17 protein-coding genes are annotated in these 21,586 nt (G+C 39.9%); 11 read left to right on the top strand and 6 right to left on the bottom strand.

The genetic code is table 11. From position 1 onward, the window contains the following. Positions 1-6: 6 nt before the first annotated feature. From PHEP_RS11410 to PHEP_RS11370, 9 genes are all read left to right on the top strand, one after another. The gene (locus PHEP_RS11410; protein WP_238326469.1) at positions 7-1,374 is read left to right on the top strand and encodes a phage tail protein; all 1,368 of its coding nucleotides are present in this window, start codon (positions 7-9) and stop codon (positions 1,372-1,374) included. 17 nt (positions 1,375-1,391) lie between these two features. After that, on the top strand, positions 1,392-2,483 hold the full coding sequence (locus PHEP_RS11405) for a glycoside hydrolase family 88/105 protein (protein ID WP_015808117.1): 1,092 nt from the start codon (positions 1,392-1,394) through the stop codon (positions 2,481-2,483). Between the two features lie 472 nt (positions 2,484-2,955). Next, the gene (locus tag PHEP_RS11400; RefSeq protein ID WP_143715734.1) at positions 2,956-6,174 is read left to right on the top strand and encodes a SusC/RagA family TonB-linked outer membrane protein; all 3,219 of its coding nucleotides are present in this window, start codon (positions 2,956-2,958) and stop codon (positions 6,172-6,174) included. 11 nt (positions 6,175-6,185) lie between these two features. Then, entirely contained in the window at positions 6,186-8,075 is a 1,890-nt protein-coding gene (locus PHEP_RS11395) for a RagB/SusD family nutrient uptake outer membrane protein (RefSeq protein ID WP_015808115.1), read from the top strand. 18 nt (positions 8,076-8,093) lie between these two features. Beyond that, positions 8,094-9,287, top strand: coding sequence for a DUF5000 domain-containing lipoprotein (locus PHEP_RS11390; protein WP_015808114.1), 1,194 nt, complete (start codon positions 8,094-8,096; stop codon positions 9,285-9,287). Between the two features lie 51 nt (positions 9,288-9,338). Next, positions 9,339-10,526 carry a DUF4998 domain-containing protein gene (locus PHEP_RS11385; protein ID WP_238326504.1) on the top strand — a complete coding sequence of 396 codons (1,188 nt, stop codon included), beginning with the start codon at positions 9,339-9,341 and terminating at the stop codon, positions 10,524-10,526. Positions 10,527-10,867: 341 nt separating this feature from the next. Next, positions 10,868-12,049, top strand: coding sequence for a hypothetical protein (locus PHEP_RS11380; protein ID WP_143715733.1), 1,182 nt, complete (start codon positions 10,868-10,870; stop codon positions 12,047-12,049). A 159-nt stretch (positions 12,050-12,208) separates the two neighbouring features. Beyond that, positions 12,209-13,480 carry a glycoside hydrolase family 88/105 protein gene (locus PHEP_RS11375; RefSeq protein WP_143715732.1) on the top strand — a complete coding sequence of 424 codons (1,272 nt, stop codon included), beginning with the start codon at positions 12,209-12,211 and terminating at the stop codon, positions 13,478-13,480. A gap of 400 nt (positions 13,481-13,880) precedes the next feature. Further along, positions 13,881-15,188, top strand: coding sequence for a glycoside hydrolase family protein (locus PHEP_RS11370; protein WP_015808110.1), 1,308 nt, complete (start codon positions 13,881-13,883; stop codon positions 15,186-15,188). A 666-nt stretch (positions 15,189-15,854) separates the two neighbouring features. On the opposite strand, the gene PHEP_RS11365 is transcribed toward PHEP_RS11370, so the two are convergent. The 6 genes from PHEP_RS11365 to PHEP_RS11340 all read right to left on the bottom strand — a co-directional run bounded on the left by PHEP_RS11365 (position 15,855) and on the right by PHEP_RS11340 (position 19,368). Further along, positions 15,855-16,253 carry a VOC family protein gene (locus tag PHEP_RS11365; protein WP_015808108.1) on the bottom strand — a complete coding sequence of 133 codons (399 nt, stop codon included), beginning with the start codon at positions 16,251-16,253 and terminating at the stop codon, positions 15,855-15,857. A gap of 20 nt (positions 16,254-16,273) precedes the next feature. Then, positions 16,274-16,783: a DUF4199 domain-containing protein gene (locus PHEP_RS11360; protein ID WP_015808107.1), complete on the bottom strand. Its 510-nt coding sequence runs from the start codon at positions 16,781-16,783 to the stop codon at positions 16,274-16,276. Positions 16,784-16,894: 111 nt separating this feature from the next. Next, positions 16,895-17,350 (bottom strand): response regulator transcription factor, encoded by a 456-nt coding sequence (locus PHEP_RS11355; protein ID WP_015808106.1) that lies wholly within the window; start codon positions 17,348-17,350, stop codon positions 16,895-16,897. A gap of 98 nt (positions 17,351-17,448) precedes the next feature. Continuing rightward, positions 17,449-18,282 carry a DUF3307 domain-containing protein gene (locus PHEP_RS21635; RefSeq protein WP_015808105.1) on the bottom strand — a complete coding sequence of 278 codons (834 nt, stop codon included), beginning with the start codon at positions 18,280-18,282 and terminating at the stop codon, positions 17,449-17,451. Then, a complete protein-coding gene (locus PHEP_RS11345; protein WP_015808104.1) occupies positions 18,282-18,914 on the bottom strand; it encodes a hypothetical protein in 633 nt (210 codons plus the stop codon). The genes PHEP_RS21635 and PHEP_RS11345 overlap by 1 nt, the downstream gene beginning before the upstream one ends. A 118-nt stretch (positions 18,915-19,032) precedes the next feature. Then, positions 19,033-19,368, bottom strand: coding sequence for a lipocalin-like domain-containing protein (locus PHEP_RS11340; RefSeq protein ID WP_476703999.1), 336 nt, complete (start codon positions 19,366-19,368; stop codon positions 19,033-19,035). 372 nt (positions 19,369-19,740) lie between these two features. Between PHEP_RS11340 and PHEP_RS11335 the strand changes: the two genes are divergently transcribed. Together PHEP_RS11335 and PHEP_RS11330 are read left to right on the top strand one after the other, a co-directional pair. Further along, positions 19,741-20,328, top strand: coding sequence for an RNA polymerase sigma factor (locus PHEP_RS11335; RefSeq protein WP_015808102.1), 588 nt, complete (start codon positions 19,741-19,743; stop codon positions 20,326-20,328). 91 nt (positions 20,329-20,419) lie between these two features. Beyond that, positions 20,420-21,550, top strand: a complete 1,131-nt coding sequence (locus tag PHEP_RS11330; protein WP_015808101.1) for a FecR family protein — start codon at positions 20,420-20,422, stop codon at positions 21,548-21,550. Positions 21,551-21,586 lie beyond the last annotated feature (36 nt).

Genomic DNA, 21,586 nt, shown 5'->3' with positions numbered 1-21,586 from the left:
ATGAATATGAATTTAGTTGCATTAATGCGCCAACAAACTACACAGGTTACCTTAGCTCTTTGCATGTTACTCTTTACCAGTATTTGTAACGCGCAGGTAAAACCCATACGATGGAGTAAATTTAACAAAGATAATCCTGCAGATAACCTGTCTTTACTGGAACGAAATATTTTGCGCAACACTAATGTTTACGCACTAACAACATGGTATGTTGATAGCACTAAATATGCCAGCCAAACCTCGGAGTATCTTGATCTAGGCGGTAATGGTGAGCACCATATCCGAGCGGGATGCAGTGAGGCATTTGCATTGGCAGTTGCGCTCAAAACCAATGTTTACGACGAGGTGAAATCTGGGGTTAAAAAAGAAAAAGCGGTGGCGATTACCGTCAAATTGATCACATCACAAGCTTTTCGCCATAAGGCCAATTCGGCCGGTGGTTGGGGCGACCAATGGCAAAGCGCCTTGTGGTCCGCCTATACAGGTGCCGCTGGCTGGATGATGTGGGATGACCTTTCTGTTAAAAATCAGACCTACTTAAGCAAAATGGTAGAGTATGAGGCTAACAGGTTTATTACCTACAAAGTTCCATACTTGCGGGACGTAAACGGAAAGCTTTTAGGCTCCAAAGATGATAGTAAGTCTGAAGAAAACTCTTGGAATGCCATGATTCTTCAGGTAGCATGTGCAATGATGCCGACACATCCGAATTTTAGTCTCTGGATGAATAAAAATATTGAACTGTTGGCATCTGCCAACGCGCGCCCACAGGATGCAAATAGTGAGGAGATCTTTCACGGCAAAAAGTTAAATGATCTATTAAATGGATCAAATTATAACAGTGATGGGACCGTTACCAACCACGGTCGAATTCACCCGGATTACATGGCTTGCACTGCTCACTCGTTTTTTAATGCTTTAATGTTCGCCCTGGCATCACAGCCAACGCCTAAAGCGGCGCTTTTCAATTGTGATCAAATCTACAAAACCATGGTCGAACATCAGTTTGCAGCTCCACCTTTCCAAAAGCCCGGTGGGAGTATTTACAGGATTAACTCGCAAGATATATATTACCCACAGGTTAATGATTGGGGAACAAACCGCAAAATGCATTTTGCATTGATGGACTGTCAGATGAATGCCTTCAACTTGGATACAGGGCTAACCTACAATGGAGAATATTGGGAAAAATACCATGCGCAAGGCGTGTTTGATATGCAGGAACGGAGTAAAGACAAACGGACCTATATTGAACCAAAAGAAGATACCTACAAGGGAAGAGAAGCTTGGGTAGCGGTTCATGTGGCACAAGCCTATCTCACCAAATGGCTGATGGCCCAGAAAAAATTTAAGACAACGAATAGAGCCTATTAGGCACAAAACAAACAGATATGAAGATTAACTTTAAAACATTTGGAATGCTACTGGTCAGTAGTTTCACATGGTCGGTTGCAGTACATGCACAGCAGTTCACTAAAAAACGAATCATTGACAAGATGACCAAAGTTGCTGACTGGCAAGTGGCCCAGAGTTGGTCAACTAGTAAGCCAGGCAACCCACCAACTGGTAGCCGCTCTTGGGAGGCTGGTGCTTTTTATCCAGGTGTAATGGACGCCTACAGGGCTACCAAAAATGAGAAGTATATGGAGGCCGTAAAACTGATGGCCGAGAGCAATCGATATGACCGTGGACCTAAACTTAGGAATGCAGACGATCAGGCGATTTTGCAAACTTATCTTGAAATGTATGAATTTACTGGAGATCCGAAACTATTGACGGCCACAAAAAGAACTTTAGACTCGATCATGCTGTCGCCAAAGCCAGGACGCTTAGAGTTTTCTTGGTGTGACCTTTTATTTATGGCACCACCCATCTGGAGTCGCTATTCGGCCATTAGCAAAGATCAAAAGTATCTCGATTACTTGGCGGAAATCTATTGGGATGCTGCTGACAACCTACAAAACAAAACCTATAAACTATTTTATCGTGACAATAGATTTAAATCTATCGTTGGATCAACAGGTAAACCGGTATTCTGGAGTCGTGGGAATGGGTGGGTGGTTGCTGGTCTTGCGCGTACACTAGAAGCGATGCCGGCACGCTATCCAGGTCGGAAAAAGTATGAAGATTTACTTATTGAGCTAGCATCTTCACTAAAATCTCTTCAGCAGCCCGATGGATTCTGGAAGTCGGATCTGCTAGACCCAGAGATTTATCCAATGGGAGAAACCAGTGGCACAGCGTTCTTTTGTTATGGGATTGCCTGGGCGATAAATCATAAGCTGCTTGATCGCAAAGAATACTTGCCAGTGGTACTAAAAGCATGGAATGCGCTGAATAGTGTAGTTTTAGCCGACGGCAAGCTCGGCTTTGTGCAACCAGGCGGCGATAGACCCTATCTTTCAACCGCGAATATGAGTAATTGGTATGCAGCTGGTGGTTTTTTAATGGCGGGAAATCAAGTTTTAAAATTTGCAAGGTAACATCGAAATTGCTCCTAGTCTGCATATCTACTGAAAACGTATTATTTATCATCCTTTGAACTTGTAAATAGTGTATTAAAAACGGCAAATAGCGTATTTTGATAAGCTAGAAACGGGGCATATATTAGTAATTGCTAAACAGATAAATTTAAACCACCAAATATAAAATTATGAATAATAGATTTGAAAGCCAGTCGGCGGGCATATCCGGATGTTGGTGCAAAACTAAAAAGTGATCGCCACCACATCGCATCCGGATTAGGAACAATCATTCTTTTGATAAATACAGCTTTATCCAAGACATGGTGTCTACTCCTGAAATAATCGTTCAGTCGTTGAACAAATGCACAATATTTCAGTACTATTCGGCGAATTGCCGAGGCTAATAAGTCTTAGCCAAACCAAAATGTAATTTTTAAAAACAAGTGCTGCATTGTGAAGAAATAATTTAGCAACAAACCAAATATAATATATGAGAAGAAAGTTACTTTTTAAGCTGTTTAGCTTCAATTGTGTATTAATGTTTTTAGTATACAGCACGGCAGTTTACGCCGGTTCAGCAGGGAAGCTAGGTGCAGCTAGAGCGAGTTCAGTTCTGAACGATCTTGAGCGTCACGGAAAAAACTTGAAAATACAAGTGACGGGCACTGTTCGGGATTCTGTTGGCTTTTTACCTGGTGTGAGTATTAAAGTGAGAGGTACCAACTTAGGCACCACCACAAACGAAACCGGTAAATACATTTTGGACGTACCCGACGGAAACGTAACCCTAATATTTTCGATGGTTGGCTTTGAGCCACGAGAAATACCACTGAACGGAAGAACGAAACTTGATGTAATACTTAAACCTTCCGGTGAGTCACTAGGCGAGGTTGTAGTTGTCGCCTATGGTAAGCAAAAGAAAACAGACTTAATCGGAGCTGTTACAACGGTGGACCCAAAAATTTTAAAAACATCATCCAGTAATCTCACTACCGCGCTTGCTGGCCGGGTTGGCGGCGTAATTGCATTTCAAAGAAGCGGTGAACCGGGTGCAGATAATGCGTCGTTTTTCATACGCGGAGTTACCACGTTTGGATACAAAGCAGAGCCGCTTATCCTGATAGATAATATAGAGTTGTCAACAACAGAGCTTGCACGTTTGCAACCTGATGATATTGCAAGTTTTTCAATTTTAAAAGACGCCACTGCTACATCATTATATGGAGCGAAAGGTGCCAATGGTGTAATTCTGGTTTCCACCAAAGAGGGTAAAGCCGGAAAGCCTAAGTTTAGTTTTAGGTTGGAAAACCCTATCTCTTCAAACACTAGGAATGTTGAATTGGCGGATCCGATAACTTATATGAGATTGAATAACGAAGCTGTATTAACCAGAACACCCCTAGGTGAATTACCTTACACCGAAAATCGGATTGATGCTACTATCGCTGGCAAAAATCCCCAAGTCTATCCTGCTGTTAATTGGAGAGAAGAGCTAATCAAGGATTATACATCCAATCAGCGGATGAACTTAAACTTAACAGGTGGAGGTGAAGCAGCCCAATATTATCTGGCAGGTACATTTAATCAAGATAACGGACTGCTGAAAGTAGATAGAAATAACGATTTTAATAATAATATTAAGTTGAAGAGTTACGGTTTACGGTCAAACGTAAACATAAATGTAACGAAGTCTACGAGGGTGGGAGTAAGGTTGTATGGTACATTCGACGATTATAATGGTCCCATTGATGAAGGTGCTGCGCTGTTCAGGAAGGTGATGCGCACCGTTCCTACCTTGTTTCCGGCAAGATATACTCCAGATGCAGCAAATTCAGCGACAAAACATACCTTATTTGGAAATAGCTTAAATGGGGACAATTTTTACATCAATCCATATGCCGACATGGTAAGCGGGTATAAAGATAAATCAAAATCGCTGATGCTTGCGCAATTCGAACTCACGCAGAATTTATCGTTTATTACCGAAGGATTATCAATAAATGCACTTGGAAATACGAACAAGGAAGCATCGTTTGACGTCAAAAGGGAATATAATCCATTTTTCTATTCCGTTAGCGCTTATAATAAATTTGACGACTCTTTTGTGTTGCGAGAACTTAATTCGAACTCTGGTACAGAGACTTTAGACTATTCTGAAGGAACAAAAGTTGTTAAGTCTAATACCACTTTACAGACTGCATTGACGTATAACCGTATTTTTCAGGCAAAGCATAGCGTGAGTGCGTTGTTAAATTTTAAGGTACTGGGATCGATAGAAGCAAATGCGAACACGCTGCAAAAATCGTTGCCGAGCAGGTCAGCCGACTTAGCAGGACGGGCCACTTATTCGTTTAATAACCGCTATTTTGCTGAATTTAACTTTGGATACAATGGGTCGGAACGTTTTTACGAAACCCAACGTTTTGGGTTTTTCCCTTCTGCGGGTATAGCTTGGGCTGTTTCAGAAGAAAAGTTTATGGCGCCGGTCAAAAAAGTTCTGTCAAAACTGAAGTTGAGAGGAACGTACGGGTTAGTAGGTAATGGAGATATAGGAAGTTCAGACGACCGCTTTTTCTATTTGTCCAATATATCCTATAACGGTCCTACAACCTCATTCGGAACGGACTACTCCTACGGGAGAACTGGAGTAAACGTAACTCGTTATGAGAACAGAGACATTACGTTCGAACGGTCTAAGAAATTAAATATTGGACTCGATTTAGGCTTGTTCAATAAGTTCGACCTACAAGCTGATTATTTTACCGAACAAAGAACTGGAATTTTGCAAACCCGTGCTTCTTTGCCTAAGTCCTTAGGCTTAACAGCGGCAGTAAGAGCTAACGTGGGTGCAGCTTCAGCCAGTGGGATAGATATAAGCAGCAGTTACTCACAGTTTTTTGGAACCAACTTTTCTATACAGGCTTTAGGTAATTTTACTTATGCCACAAGTAAATATGAAGTCTATGAGGAACCTATTTATGCCGAAAAAAACCTTTCCAGGGTAGGTTATCCAATTAGACAAACGTGGGGATACATCGCCGAACGACTATTTGTGGATGAGGCTGATGTTGCTAACTCTCCAATTCAGACTTTTGGCACTTACAGTGCGGGAGACATTAAATACAAAGACGTGAATGGTGATGGACAAGTCACCACACGTGATCGAGTGCCCATAGGTTATCCAACCGTTCCGGAAATCACCTATGGGTTTGGATTCTCTTCAACCTTTAAAAGTTTTGACCTGGCTTGTTTCTTTCAGGGCTCAGCCAGATCGTCTTTCTGGATGAATACAAATGGCTCGACGTCGCCGTTTGCCCCATATTTTTACGCAGGTGAAAGCAATGTGACCGGTGTGCCGAGAAACCAATTGTTAAAGGTATATGCAGACAGCCATTGGTCTGAAGAGAATAGGGATATATATGCACTTTACCCGCGGTTAAGTACTCAGGTTCTTGAAAATAATAATCAAACCAGTACTTGGTTTATGCGTAATGGCGCATTTTTAAGAGTAAAATCAGTTCTATTAGGATATACGCTTCCCAAAAAGCTAACGAAGAAATTATTGATGGAGAGCGTTCGATTTTATGCCGAAGGAACTAACCTTGGTGCCCTAAGCAAATTCAAGACATGGGACGTAGAAATGGGCAGCGATGGCCTAGGCTATCCTTTACAGCGAGTTTATAATTTCGGTTTACAAGTTTCATTTTAAGCGCAAAGAGTATGAAAAAATTTAATATTAATTTGATAATTGTGGTACTCGTTTCGATCAATTGTTCCTGCAAAAAATATTTGGACGTAGTGCCAGACAATATTGCGACAATCGATAATTCATTTACACTGCGGTCAAAAGCCGAACAATACTTATTCACCTGCTACTCCTACCTCCCAACAGACGGTAACAGGTCTACCAATGCTGCAATGTATGGGGCCGATGAAGTTTGGCACTACGGCACAGGTCAAGTTATTGCCAAAGGAAATCAAAGCGTTTCCAGCCCTCAGAATAACTATTGGGAGGGCACAAATTCTGCTAAGCCTCTATTTGAAGGAATTAGAACCTGTAACATCTTTCTAGACAATGTGGGCAAAGTAGAGGGCCTTGACAACTATGAGCGTGATAGATGGATAGCTGAAGCCAAATTTCTGAAAGCTTACTATCATTTCTATCTTTTAAGAATGTATGGGCCAATTCCTGTTATAAGAGAAAACATACCTGTAAATGCTAGCTTGGACGAACTGACGCCTCCAAGAGAACCAATAGATGTCTGCGTGGCTTACATAGTGCAGTTATTAGATGAATCTTTAGAGTTCCTGCCCAGTAAAATTCAGGCAGAAAATACCGAGTTAGGACGAATAACCCAAGCAATCAACCTTGCTGTAAAAGCAAAAGTTTTGGTAATGGCTGCGAGTCCTCTTTTTAATGGCAATATTGAATATTCAAACTTTAAAAATGCTCAAGGAATACCATTTTTCAACCAAACCTACGATCCTCAAAAATGGAAAATAGCAGCCGACGCTTGTAAAAAAGCAATTGATTTATGTCATACCAACGGCAATAAATTATATTACTATAAAGATAATGATCCGAATGCGTTACTGGTTTCTCCAGAGACCAATTTGAAGATGAACATCAGAAATGCAATTGCTTCTAAGTGGAATTCCGAAACAGTCTGGGCAAATCCTAATAGTCGTACTGCCGATTTGCAAATTTATTCCCAGCCACGTTTGGATGGTAATGCTCCAGGTCAATCTTCTTTGGCCGGCGAGCTTGCGCCGACCTTGAAGATGGCCGAATTATTTTACTCCAAGAATGGCGTTCCCATTTCCGAAGATGTAACTTACGATTACAATGGCCGCTTTAATCTGAGAAATGCAGTTAATGCTGAACGGTTTTACATTAAGGAGGGATACCAAACTGTTGGACTACATTTTGACAGGGAAGCCAGGTTTTATGCTGATTTAGGCTTTGACGGCGGCATCTGGTATGGACAGGGAATTATTACCGATGTGAATAATTGGTATGTGCAAGCCAAACTTGGTCAGCCGGCCGGCAAAAATTCTGCTGGCAAGTATTCTACTACTGGCTATTGGCCACAAAAATTAGTAAATCCTAATAGCGTGTACTCTGCAACCGCAAACTATCAAGTAGTAGACTACCCATGGCCGCAGATAAGGCTCGCAGACTTGTACTTATTATATGCCGAGGCACTAAATGAAGCAGTGGGACCAGACGCGCCAGATGTATTGACTTATATAGATCTAGTCAGAAAAAGAGCGGGTCTTCCAGGGGTTGTAGAATCCTGGAGTACATATTCCAACAATCCAGTTAAGTTTACAACTAAAGTTGGAATGAGAGCAATTATTCACCGAGAAAGAGCAATTGAAATGGCATTTGAGGGACATCGGTTTTGGGATCTTAGGAGATGGAAAGAGGCCCCCCAGGTTTTAAATGCCCCTATTCAGGGATGGGACATCACCCAGGCGGAAGCCGTTACCTATTATCGGGTGTTAACTTTATTTTCACAAACTTTTAGATCGAGAGACTATTTCTTTCCTATAAGCGAATTGGAGCTTACCATCAACAAAAAACTGATTCAAAATCCAGGTTGGTAACCATTAAAACAAACTAAAATGAAAATAACCAAATATTTTTTTGCAATCGCGCTTATTTTACTCGCATTTGCTGGATGTAAAGAAGATGACCTAGGACCTTTGTCTAAGAAGGGGTCAATGCCTCAGAAGGTGAGCAATGTAACGGTGAAAGCTCGTCCGGGAGGAGCAAAATTTAGCTACAACGTTCCTGATGATGACGATTTGTTATATGTTAAAGCGGTATATGAAACATCTCCAGGTCACGTTCGGGAGGTAAAGGCATCTGTGTATGTCGATAGTCTTATCATCGTCGGTTTTGGAGATACAAAACCTCATGAAGTTAAACTTTATGCCGTTAGTCGTTCCGAAATTCAATCAGAACCCGAAATAGTCATGGTTACACCGCTTACCGCTCCCGTAAAACTTGTCAGAGAATCGCTAAGTATGACAGCAGATTTTGGAGGAGTTACTGTTTCATTCCTGAATGAGCTTGGGGCAAATATCGCAATCAACGTAATTGTTAAGGATGCAACTGGAGATTGGGTAACACTTGAGACATTTTATACAGACCAAAAGACGGGCCAGTATTCGGCCCGAGGGCAGGCATCGGCTCCCGCAGAATTCGGTGTATTTATACGGGATAGGTACAGTAATTATTCTGATACGCTGAAAGCCACGCTGACTCCAATTTTTGAAAAGCAATTGGCTTCGCCCGCCATCGTAAAAATTTTAGCCAGTGATAAATGGAGAACGGCAGATTTTTATATGGGATATGTTTGGGAAAGAATGTTTGACAAGGTTGTTGATAAAAGTTCTACCAATATGGCTCATACAAATGTTGGAACTGTTTTTCCGGTATCGTTCACTTTAGATTTTGGAGTTGCATCGAAATTCAGCCGTTTCAAGTACTGGATGCGCGGACTAACTGCCGGCGAAAATCAAACTTACTTGTACAATTCAGGAAATCCGGAAATATTTGAGCTCTACGGAAGTAATGTTTTAGACGATAATTTTGCAAACTGGACAAGGATTGCCGAGTATAAAATTGAGAAACCATCAGGTTTGCCACTAGGAACAAGTTCGAATGCTGATATAGCTACGGCTGCTGCAGGCCTAGATTTAACTTTTCCATCAAATACTCCTGCTTTTAGATATATCCGTTGGAAAACAACTAAGAATTTCGGAACCGTAAATTATATTCACATAGCGGAATTAGCTTTTTTTGGTCAATAATCTATTCTAGTTTAAGATAATATGAAACATATATATAAATTTTTATTGCTCGTGTTCACTCTTGTAAGTTTTTTTGCTTGCGACAAGATGGATAGTACTTATGAAGAATACGTTAAAGACGGAGAAACCATTTATGTCAGTAAGGTTGATTCATTAGTTATTCATCCAGGTAGGAAGCGGATTTTGTTAACCTGGGCACTTGGGACAGATCCAAAGGTTAAAAATGCCAAAATTTTCTGGAACAATGGAGCTGATTCTTTGGAGACGATCATTGAGCGAGCGCCGGGAATGAACACCGTCGAAGTCATGGTAAACAATTTGCCCGAAGGAGCTTATACTTTCGATTTATACACTTTTGACGCGAAAGGTCACAAATCGGTGAAAGTAACCGGTTCTGGTAATGTTTATGGTGATACCTATCAGGCCTCAATTAGAAATAGAACGTTTAAAGATGCGCTTATCACCGATAATGTCGCAACCATCAACTGGATTTCTGAGACCCAGCTCGCGTATACCAAACTAACCTATACCGACAAGTTTAATGTTACCCGCACAATTACGATACCTCCAAATGAAAATCAAACGTTAATCCCTAATTTTAAGCCGCGCACCGGCTTCACCTATTCAACGGAATATTTACCTGAACTACTGGCTATCGATAATTTTTCTACCGGAGTTAACGTCACAAAAAATGTCGTCTTCGAGGATGTTACTTCAGCTTATCTGAAAAACGCTTCTCAGCCTTTTACTCCCGATCTATATGATGGCACGAGGTGGGGAACGCTAAAAGATTGGACGGTAAATGCAGCTGCTAAAAATCAAGGGGCTCCAACTAAAATTTATGGTGGGTATGATAATTTTAACGGAGTAAGCTTCTTCGGTTTGCAAAAGGTTCCTGCTGATCCCAATATAGCAAATGGAAAAGTATATCAAACATTCACTCTGCCTCCGGGAACTTATGAATTCAGTTGGCAGCAAGGTACTGCGAATGGCTTTAACAATTCGGGAACCGAAACCCGGCTTTTAGTTGCAGCAAATGGTGCTACACTACCCGACCTTGCCAATATAAACACTGCCCTCGCATCTGTGACTTTTGTTAGCAAAACTTCGGCAGCAATTACATTTACAGTACCATCGACCAGACAGGTTTCTGTAGGTGTATTGGTGAATTGGGTAACGTCCACTCAACAGGTGATCCGTAGTGCAGGATTTAAGTTGGTGGATGTTACAGCTCCATAGCATCTGCGTGATATGTTAATTAATGAAGCGGATAATAGAAGTGTATTAGCTTTTGTTAAATTTTGAACAAAATAAGAATGAACCCTTCCCAACCTCTTTAACTGATATAATTTTTGGAAAAATAATCGCAGCCTAACTAAAAAAACAATTAAATGTTCCATAATACCCTAAATTTGAAGCTGGTTCTCGTCATTATACTACTTAATACATCGGCATGCTCAAAAAAGCTATTACCATTAAAAGATAATGTTGCTTCGAACTACGTGTTGCCGATTAATTGGAAAAAATTCCGAAAAGGCAATCCAACGGATCCTCTTTCTATTAAACAAAGAGAAATACTCTTGAATAGTAACCGATTTGCTTTGTCCACATGGTACAACGAGATCAACAAATACAATTTACAGGATAGCACTTATTTAAAGATCAAGAGTATCAGAGAACCCGGTAGTGAGGCATTTGCTTTGGCAGTATCGATCAAAACAGGTGTGTATGATCCATCTAAAACCGGGGTATCTCTTTCTGATGCTAAAAAAATAACGTTAAAACTTATTGGCTCTGTAGCATACAGACATAAAATAAACCAGGCAGGCGGTTGGGGAAATGTCTGGCAAAGTGCACTTTGGGCAGGCTTCGGAGGCTTTGCCGGCTGGCTGATGTGGGATGAACTTCCTCCCGCAGATCAGGAGCTAGTTCGGCGGATGGTAGAGTATGAGGCCGACCGCTTTAATAAGTATAATGTTCCCTATTATAAGAGCAGTGGAGGAAAGGTAAATTTTAAAGGTGATAGTAAATCCGAAGAGAACTCATGGAATGCCATGGTTCTGCACGTTGCTATGGCTATGATGCCACATCACGCTAACTGGAAGCTCTGGATGAACAAAAATATTGAATTGATGCTTTCCGCTAATGCGAGGCCAGACGACTTAAGCAGCTCAACGGTAATAAACGGTAGAAAGCTAAGCGAAGTACTAAAGGGATCAAATTGCAATAATGATGGAACCATTACAAATCATGGCTTTGTACATCCCGACTATATGGCCTGCACAGCACATAATTTCTATAATGCCTTAACATTTACACTGGCACAGCGACCTACTCCAGAAGCGGCTTTTTTCAATACAGATCTTATTTACAAAGCTTTGATCGACCTTGAGTTTCCCTCGCCGCCTTCAGTGCCTCCCGGAGGTACGATGTATGTTCCTGGGTCAGATGTAATTTACTATCCACAAAATACCGATTGGGGAAAAGGAAGAAGAATGAATTTTGCGCTGATGGATTGCCAGATGAGCGCCTTTAGAATGGACAAGGGCGTGAGCAAAAAAGGTGACTATTGGGAAACTCTGCATGCGCAGGCTGTGTTGGATATGCAAAATAGATCGGCCGACAGACGTAGTTATATCACTTTGAAAGAAGATAATTTTGGAGGAAGGGAAGAATGGGTTGCGTCACATGCAGCACAAGGATACCTTACCAAATGGATAATTAAGCAAGGTATGTTCAGTAAAACCAATCAGGCTTATTAGGAACATCAATCGGTTCCGATTGCCTTTGATACCGTTTCGAATGCACAATTGGCTACCTATTTTACTCCTTAAAAATAAATGATAATGACAACAATCAATTTTAAAAGTAACAACCTACTTCACGGTCTAATGATAAGACTAGCTTTTTTAATGTCTATAATGATCATATTCAATGCATGTAAGGTTAGGCATGCTAATTTCTCTGAAGAAAGCCCAAGCCCTGAATCTGTTTATACCATTATGAAAAAAGTAGCCGATTGGCAATTGAACAGTATCAGCAGGAAGGGATGGAGGCATCCGGAAAGGGACTGGACCAATGGAGCTTTGTATGCAGGCCTCTTAAAATTCGCTGAAGTGGCAAATGATCCCATTTACTATGGTTTTATGCAGGAAAAAGTTGGTAAAAAATTCGATTGGAAATTGTATAATACCGATATGCGCTACCATGCAGATTTTTATTGTGTTGGCTTAATGTACAGCCGAATGTACGCCTTATACAAGGATCCAAAGATGGTTGCAGATTTCAAATTGCTGGGTGATACCTTAATTGCAAGGCCACATACCGAATCTTTGGAAAACAAAAACAGGGTTGATAAAAGGGAATGGAGTTGGTGTGATGCCCTGTTTATGGCGCCACCAGCCTTAGCTGCATTATCAAAAGCAACTGAAGAGATTAAATACCTGGATATATGTACTCAGCTTTGGTGGAAAACTTCAGACTATCTATATGACAAGGAAGAAAGTTTGTTCTATCGTGATAGCCGCTATTTCAAGCAAAAAGAAAAAAATGGTAGGAGGGTTTTTTGGTCGAGGGGAAACGGATGGGTAATGGGCGGTTTGGTAGGCGTACTGCAAAGCATGCCTGCAGATTATCCTAGCAGACCACGTTTTAACCAGCAGTTTAAAGAGATGGCTAAGAAAGTAGCCTCGCTGCAACAGCCAGACGGTACATGGCATGCAAGTTTATTGGATCCTGCAAGTTTCCCTGTCAAAGAAACCAGCGGCACCGGGTTTTACTGTTACGCCTTGGCATGGGGAATTAACAACGGTTTGCTCGATGCGCAAACCTATGCGCCGGGCGTTTTAAAAGCTTGGAAAGCATTGACCGACTGTGTGCATCCCGATGGTAAATTAGGCTTTGTTCAAAAAATTGGCGATAGCCCAGCGAGTGTAGGCTATGAAGATACCGAAGTATACGGTGTTTGTGCCTTTTTGTTGGCAGGTACGGAAATCATGAAATTGAGCATGCAGCAGAAAAACTTCAAAGCAGATCTGGTATTAACTAATCCAAAAGCAGGTACGACTACAGTTGGTGCATTATTAAATGCTCCAGAAAATAAAAATGATAGCTATCGCAATTTGCTTACCGGGTTGATAGTTAACAAAGAGACGACTGTAAATACTGGCACCACGATTTACCTCAAAAATTAGTATTTCTATTCATAATTTATATAAAATCTATTGGCAATCAAAAAGTTATAACCTTTCGCTTTCTTCGAGCGAATTGCCAGGAAGCGACGGTTGCTGTAATTACCGCTAACTACCTCAATATAGCGAGTGTGTCGTACAGAAATTTCTTGTTGTGAAATTTGTCCGGCTTTTTCCGACCTAATCCTGCTAGTGACTTCATAAGGGGTAAATATTGTATCATGGCTTGCACATACAATGCTATAATTTACTGTGATATTACTATAGCTTTAGTAATTATCCGAACGTGCTGCCGTGTTGGCATGCATGGCGTTTAAAGAAATAGAAGTACTTGATGAACACCATATAGGAAAGGCTTCATCCTTCAAAAGAGGCATTCATTTTTTCTAACCAAATATAAATTATGAAACCAAATTATTTGATCTTAACTCCGATAGCAATTTTCTTGATATTGCTGTCTGCTTGTAAAAATGAAGATGAAATTGCTTCGCTCAAAACTACGGCCACTGCTATTGACGACGTCGCCGCTCAAAACACTACGCTATCGGCTCTTTCAGGAGGACTTGTAACGACCTACAAGGGCTTGACCATCACCTTTAGCAACAACTCTTCTATCGGGACAATATCAAGGCCAACTACTGGTTTTACTTCTGTGCCCTCACCAGCCTACGATTATTCAGTCGATCTCGTAAGGGACGTCGCGGCTCAAACTATCCGACTTTTTCATGGTGGACGTTTCAAAGATGCTATGTCTGACGGCGATCATACTCTGGCCAGGAAAGTAAGTTACGCAGGATCAGCCAATATTGCCAACTGGCAGTCTTCGTCTTCCTGGATATCGCCGCCGCTATATCCTTCAGGCACCGAGTTGCCCAGAGGTTTGTGGAGGCAGCCTGAAGATGTTCCTGGCGGTAATCCGAATGCTTGGGATGCTGGTAATTACATGGATCCTGAAGTCATCAAAGTTGGTGGAGTATATTACCAATTTACGCAGTGTGAAATTACAGGAAGCCGGAATGTAGATGGCTCTCCAACAGTATCTCCAGGCTCGGGGGTTTGGGCTGACCGTATCCAGCTTTATACCAGTACAAGTGGTGAGGGTGGCTGGACCAAGTATCTTCCAGGAGGAGTAAATCGGGGGGTTATTACGAATATACCCGCTGCCGAGCGAAGCACCCGGAAGTTCGGTCATCATGAAATGATGTATGAAGCAGGTGCGGCAAAGCCGTGGGTAATGTACGTTTATTCACATTTAAATAATGTTCCAAAGGGTTATTTCCGCATCAAATCTACCACACCCCACACATTCGATTGGAGCACAGCTCAACTATGCAGTGGATTTTCACAACTTGGAAACAAAACAGGGTATGTCGATGTTCCAGGTGGTCGGCTGTATATGCGTATTTCACATACCGCAAATTCAGCAGGCAAGCGTGTGCCTACATTCCGGTTTTCCTCCGACGGCTTGAACTTTGATGACGGATCCGCAATTGTGGAACTTATTGGTCACCCAAGTTTGAATACTTATTTTCTTGGATTCACTACCGATTACGGTACCGGCGCAAACGCTCCGCTTACAACCGGTGGCACTCAGTTTAGTTTCCAATACGGTGGAGCGGCATCCACATCTGCTGTCGCCCCAGACATATTTAACTCAGATATTTGGCTAGGTAAAACCAATATGACAGTTACAGGTACTTTAGTTCCCTAAGGCGATTTGCTTAACTGGATGGATTTGGTTCATTTACTCTTCAGTAGGGACAAAATGCTTTTCTGGAGTCGATCGGGGTTTGTACGGTAAATTCTTTAACCTGCTGTCGAAATAAGAAATGCTCTTGAAACCACATTCAAAGCAGATATTGGCAATGCTGATTTTCGCTTTTAGCAATAAGTTAGTAGCATGCGATCTGCACAAATATTTTTCAAATTGAGAGAAGAACTGAAAAGTTCTTCTTTTTAGCAAACAAGTGAAGCTGTTTTTTTTGTCCAGATTGCTTTTAATTTCTACCATATAATTTACTGCCTGCTCAAGTGTCCGTGAAAGATTGACATTCAATGAAGGCATGATTGTTTCCTCCTTGAATTAGGAGCAGAGCGTTTGCTATTGCTTCACTTCTTTACTGTAGTGTATCCCATCAACAAATCTGTCTCCGACACCCACTTTATTGGCATATACGGTGTCTTAGCATTGAATATTCCAGACTTTTTTGCAATGAACGGCTAAAAGGAAAGCCAGTAGCTGTATTACCTTCATAAACTATTGGGTGGTGAAAAATAATTGGCACAACCCTTCTCTTGTTCCCCACTTGTTCATTTATATATGTAACTTATTGATAGTTAATTACATGTATTTTCTGCATCGGCAAATAGTTTTGCTTTATGATAAATTCAACTGCCAGGATATACCAAATTGATCGGCAATCCACCCAAACTTCTCACTAAAGCCATAATCATCGAGTGGCATCATTACTTTTCCATTTTCAGCTAGTTTTGAAAAAAGATCTACCAATTCCGTTTCATTTCGACATTCCACCCAATTTGAAATGGCCGGTGTGAAATTCCAATGATGCTTAATGAAGCTGTCGCTGCAAATGAATTCCTTTCCGTTTAGCTCAAAAATCGCCTTCATGATTGTGCCCTCTTTTCCTGGACCATCGTTTCCGTAACGCTGAACCTCGATAATGCCGGAGTTCTCAAATAAACTGATGTAAAAGTTCATGGCTTGTTCGGCATTATTTTCCTGAAAAGTCAAAAATGAGGTTACCTGTTGTTTCATGTCAATCTGTTTTTAATTAGTTACTTAATGGTTTTTACTTTCTTCTTTAAGATCAATCCACTAATTAGGGCGACGATTAATCCAATGGGAAATACTTCTGAATAAGTAATCAAAACGACAAACAAAGGGTTTTTATACATTTCTTTAAAGTCTGCCATTTGTTGTGTCTTAGCTGGCAGATCAGCTGGAGTGCTTTCTCTGAGCACGCAAGATGTATACACGTCCATGAAGTCAGGAACAAAAAGGTAGTAATAAAATAGCCAGACCACTACATACACAGTGGAGCCAATAAATGCAATTAGAGTCCCGATTTTAAAAGCTTTTCCAAATGATATCAAACCGGCATTTTGCTTATTCTTGTAGTTTCTTATGCCAAAGAAAATTATCGAGAAAATAACCACAAGCGCTGCATAGCCAACAAAATCATTTCCCTTAAATTTACCGCTATAAACCATTTGTACCATAGCTACCATATTTGCAGCTAAGATGCCCCCGATAATCAACCCAAAAATCCATACAGTTTTTTTCATGAGTTCTGTTTTTAAATGTTCTACAAAACTAGTCTCACAACTGATTCGACCATCATACTTTAGTACCAAAATGCATTTTTTACTGCATTTTATGCTAAATTATGAATTCGTTTAACGGATGATTTTTAGTCTTTTGGCTTTTTCCAGGGCTTTTATTCTACTTTTTACATTCATTTTCACAAAAAGATTTGATACATGAGTTTTGACTGTACTTAAAGAAATAAATAAGTCCCCGGCAATTTCGGCATTGCTATGACCTTTAGCTAAAAGCTGTAGGATTTCATATTCTCTGGAGTTTAAATTCAGCTTTTCTAACTCTTTCTCATTTAAGGAAAACTGCTCAGGCACTTCCTTTTCAATAATGATGGTCTTAATTTTGGGTCTTAGGATTTGCGTGGCTACCCATATACCTAGAGCAGTAAAAAAAACAGCTATCAATCCAACGTATATATCTATGGAATTGTCAACAATTAGAAATTTCCATTGCAGCCATTTCAAAACAAAAATCAATATTGATAAAATCAGTCCGTACAAGAAAGTAGATTTAAAGTCTTTTAATGATATCATTGTTTGTCTTTTTGTATTGCTGGTTTTGTACTGTCAAATTTACAGAAAATAGACTTCTTCGGTTTATGAGATTTTATCGCCTATGTTTAAACGGAATTTTACTTTAAAGTGAGGTTCATCAGTACACCAATCATAGCTGATGTTGCAAAACTGACCAGGGTTCCTACCAATACGTATTCTGTTTTTAATTGTGTATTGGCTTCCTTTTCGCTAAACCGTAAAATCGATTTTGCTGTCATAAGAAATCCTATTGCGGTGTACTGACCCATCAAAACAAAGGTTAAGATCATGACCCGTTCACAAATGCCGATCCATTTACCGGCACTGGCCAGTCCAAGTTCCTGCTCTTCACCGCTTTTAATTACTTCGGCTAGAGGCTGGGGTTGCTCTTCAGATTGATTTTCTGCAGGCTCTGAAATATCAATCCCTGGCAATGTGGGAGCCGAATTTAAGATGCTTTCCCTGGTAATCTGATCGCGCCACTTTTGCGTGGCCTTTCCTATAATTATACCAAGTGGCCAGCTTACAAACAGGTAACCTGCCACCAGTATCCAGAACTTATAATTTCCGAAGGTATCATTTGCAAAAGACAGTACAGCCTTACAGTTCCAGCTGAAAGACACAGAAAGTAGCACTATGACCAGCAGGTGTGCCAGCTGATCTGCAATAAAATAATTAAAGTTATCCTTATTTACTTTGGATTTGATATAGTCTATGATCAGGTGGCTCACAAATATGACCAGAGGAATGACCCAATTGTTGTACTGACCTGAAAAAATATAGGCAAATACAGTTGTAACAAGTACATGAAGATATAGTTTAATGGATTTACCTTGCTTTTCTTCACGGTCTTTTACCCAGCTTTTTGGCTGAAAAATAAAATCTGTAAGCAAATGTGCTACCAGGAGTCTCAATAATAAATTTAATTCCATTATTCCTGTTTTACTAATTCTGCAATATATCTCATTGTAGGTTCAAACTCTTTCCAACCTGCAGATTTTAACCTGCTGTTAACGGAAGGCTGAGAGAGGGATAGATATTCTGCTATTTCCTGTTGGGTTTTACCTTCTAAAAGCAGAAAAATCACTTCCGACTGTGCCATCGTCCAGTTGGCAATGTATTTATTAATGAAGCTAAGTATGATTTTAATTCCTGCATTCTTTCGCTCGTTATTGGTATGAATGGTTAAAAATTCTCCTTCCTTCATGGTATCAAAATTCCTGCCCGATAAATGAAACGCTTCTCCATCCGAGTTAAGTACATTTTTACCTCGATAGGATACTGCTCCAATACCTATAGAAATTCTTGTACTTAAATATATTTTATTCTTTTCATCGGAATGCTTTTTAAACCAGCATATCAGTTGTATGCTTTTTGTGAGGGCTTCAAAAATATCATCAAAAAGTACCTGATAACTATCGCCGCGAAAAATCTCTGCATTTTGCTTTTCTTTTATCCATCTTTTAAGCAGCAGCTCTGTATCTTCAATCAATTTTTTCCTGTTTGCCGCATTCAGCCGGGTGAAGTTGATAATATCTCCTGTGATTACTGCCTGTGCATTCATAGTTCATCTTAATATATTATAAATATAGATATTTTACTCTATAAAAACAAATTATAGAATAATTAATCTATAAAGAGTCATTATAGAACTATTAATCTATAAATAAGTAACTATTGTTTTACTGGGCAGTATAGGTGTAGATATAAAGTTCAGAACCAAACGGATTTCTTAATGAAAACTTTAAAGTTGTGGTAGTCAGCTCCAGTATAGTAAATTGGAGTTGTATATCAAGAGCTTCATGAGAAAGGATGAGTTTGTCACCTTTAATTTCCCATTTGCCACCTTCCTGAATCTGCTCATCATTATCGTCGCATTTCGTTGCCCCCTCATCCATCATGTATTTACCGCCAGCAGCATAGATCTCAATATTATCCAGTTCACATGCATCATAGGTTTCTGTCATTTTATTTACTCCATCTTCTGTATATGCGGTCATTTTCCATCGTTTACCCATAAGGGCTTTGGTTTTATTTTCAGGAATTACAGGTATTTTTTTACAGGCAGAAATAAGGAAAAAAGGAAGCAAGAAGGCGCAGATAAGACGAAGTGTTTTCATTTAGATTTTAAGCGTTGATAAGTATAAGCAGCTAATATAATTAATTGTAAAGCAATTTATAAAATAATTTGTATGTAATACGCTCAAACAAAAGAGGAATAGGTGAATTTAAAATAATAAAACAAGGATAAATACGCTAGGTTAAATAAAAATTAATATAATTAAATAAAATTTAACATTGAATTTTAAGTTCAATATAAGATTTTTAAAATATTATCAATATTTTGCAAGTGAATTTTTTACCATAAAAGCCGCTCCGAATGCTTTAAAATGAGATACACAGCTGAACATTCCTTATTGCAACTCGTATCTTCTGGCAATGAAGAGGCTTTTACAATTATTTATGAACGTTATCGTTTGCGTGTTTATCTTTTTATTAAAAAATATTTAAAGTCTTCCCAACTCTCTGATGATATTTGTCAGAATGTTTTTCTAAAAATCTGGGAAAATAAAGAAGAACTGAGCACCATCAACTCATTTAATGCCTATGCGTTTACAATTGCCAAACGCCAGTGTCTCGATTTTTTAAAACGGGCTGCAGTTGAACAAACGGCCATGAATTTAATTCTTCAGGCTTATCCATTAGATAACAATATCACAGAGGAAAATCAGCAATACAATGAATATCTCAATTTTATTGATAACACTTTATTGAGATTGCCCCCGCAAACCCAGGAAGTTTTTAAACTCTGTAGACAACAATATAAAAGCTATGATGAGGCGGCCGCAATTCTGGGCATATCCCGGCATGCCATAAAAAAACACATGGTAAGGTCGATGAAGGTTTTACGTACTGCTGCTGAAACGGAACTGGGGATTTCAATGAGCATTCTATTTATCTTATTATCAAGTTTTTAATGCGTACCTGAATTTTATTTTATTGAGAGGGGTACCCTGTGGGTATGCCTTAATCGTCATATCAGTAAAAGGGCTAAAACCGATTCAGGATATGCAAGACAAAAACTCAAGCCATAAAAGAAAATTGATTCAGCGTTATGCAAAAAATGCAGCGTCTGAAAAAGAATTGCAGTCCTTATTTGGAATGATAAGTAACCATGAAATGGATGCTTTGCTGGAAGAAGAGATGGACCGGGATATTGCGGCTATGGGCACTGATATAAATTCGGACAGACCAAAAAGATTTGCTGCATGGTATAAATATGTTGCAGCATCGTTAATACTGGTCACTTTATCGGCCGTTACCAGTTATTTCCTTTCAAATTCATCTAGAAAAGAAAGCCTGAGCAGCACAAATAAAAGTATTGCGCCAGGTGGCAATGTAGCATACTTAACGCTGGGCAATGGAAAACGGATTGCGCTTACCGAGCTGAACAATGGTACAATAGTTAAAGAGGCAGGCGTAGAAATCACCAAAGCTGCAAACGGGCAGCTGGTTTATAAACTATCATCGGTTAATGACCCTGCAGCTAATAATGTCTATAATACCATTGAAACCCCAAGAGGCGGGCAATACCAGATATTACTCCCCGATGGTTCTAAAGTCTGGCTAAATGCAGCTTCATCGCTAAAATATCCTACTTCATTTGCTACATTAAAAGAAAGGGCCGTTGAACTGAAGGGGGAAGCTTATTTTGAGGTGTACAGGGATAAGGCCAAACCATTTATTGTGCATAGTGTAAACCAGGATGTAAAAGTGCTGGGTACACATTTCAACATTAATGCCTATGGTGACGAACCTGTGGTAAAAACGACATTGATAGAAGGAGCAGTACATGTCAGTTCGGTATTATTTGAAAAGATACTAAAACCGGGGCAGGAATCTGTTCTAAGCGCATCGGGTATACAGGTAAAAGAAGTGGAAACAGAGCAGGCCATCGCCTGGAAAAACGGCGAATTTATGTTCTCGAGTGAACCCATTACGGCAATTATGCGCAAAATTTCCAGGTGGTATAATGTTGATGTGGAATATGAAGGGAATGTAAATTCAATGAGGTTTACGGGTACTGTATCGAGATATTCAAATGTTTCCGATGTTTTACAAATGCTGGAAATGACCAATAAAGTAAAGTTCAGTGTTGAGGAACGTAAAATAAAAGTAACGCGCTATATAAACGAGTAAATAAGAATAAACCAAATATAAAATAAAACAGAAATG

Origin of the sequence: Pedobacter heparinus DSM 2366, from assembly GCF_000023825.1 — a bacterium.
Classification (GTDB): domain Bacteria; phylum Bacteroidota; class Bacteroidia; order Sphingobacteriales; family Sphingobacteriaceae; genus Pedobacter; species Pedobacter heparinus.
Note: the sequence above shows the minus strand (reverse complement) of the source record. Positions and strands in the feature narration are given on the sequence as shown.

What these genes read in the sequence shown, in the direction of transcription:
- PHEP_RS11330 (WP_015808101.1), top strand. Translation starts at nt 20,420, where the DNA reads ATGCAAGACAAAAACTCAAGCCATAAAAGAAAATTGATTCAGCGTTAT.
- PHEP_RS11340 (WP_476703999.1), bottom strand. Translation starts at nt 19,368, where the DNA reads ATGGGTAAACGATGGAAAATGACCGCATATACAGAAGATGGAGTAAAT.
- PHEP_RS11405 (WP_015808117.1), top strand. Translation starts at nt 1,392, where the DNA reads ATGAAGATTAACTTTAAAACATTTGGAATGCTACTGGTCAGTAGTTTC.
- PHEP_RS11360 (WP_015808107.1), bottom strand. Translation starts at nt 16,783, where the DNA reads ATGAAAAAAACTGTATGGATTTTTGGGTTGATTATCGGGGGCATCTTA.
- PHEP_RS11395 (WP_015808115.1), top strand. Translation starts at nt 6,186, where the DNA reads ATGAAAAAATTTAATATTAATTTGATAATTGTGGTACTCGTTTCGATC.
- PHEP_RS11345 (WP_015808104.1), bottom strand. Translation starts at nt 18,914, where the DNA reads ATGAATGCACAGGCAGTAATCACAGGAGATATTATCAACTTCACCCGG.
- PHEP_RS11370 (WP_015808110.1), top strand. Translation starts at nt 13,881, where the DNA reads ATGAAACCAAATTATTTGATCTTAACTCCGATAGCAATTTTCTTGATA.
- PHEP_RS11375 (WP_143715732.1), top strand. Translation starts at nt 12,209, where the DNA reads ATGATCATATTCAATGCATGTAAGGTTAGGCATGCTAATTTCTCTGAA.
- PHEP_RS11400 (WP_143715734.1), top strand. Translation starts at nt 2,956, where the DNA reads ATGAGAAGAAAGTTACTTTTTAAGCTGTTTAGCTTCAATTGTGTATTA.
- PHEP_RS11390 (WP_015808114.1), top strand. Translation starts at nt 8,094, where the DNA reads ATGAAAATAACCAAATATTTTTTTGCAATCGCGCTTATTTTACTCGCA.
- PHEP_RS11410 (WP_238326469.1), top strand. Translation starts at nt 7, where the DNA reads ATGAATTTAGTTGCATTAATGCGCCAACAAACTACACAGGTTACCTTA.
- PHEP_RS11365 (WP_015808108.1), bottom strand. Translation starts at nt 16,253, where the DNA reads ATGAAACAACAGGTAACCTCATTTTTGACTTTTCAGGAAAATAATGCC.
- PHEP_RS11335 (WP_015808102.1), top strand. Translation starts at nt 19,741, where the DNA reads ATGAGATACACAGCTGAACATTCCTTATTGCAACTCGTATCTTCTGGC.
- PHEP_RS11355 (WP_015808106.1), bottom strand. Translation starts at nt 17,350, where the DNA reads ATGATATCATTAAAAGACTTTAAATCTACTTTCTTGTACGGACTGATT.
- PHEP_RS21635 (WP_015808105.1), bottom strand. Translation starts at nt 18,282, where the DNA reads ATGGAATTAAATTTATTATTGAGACTCCTGGTAGCACATTTGCTTACA.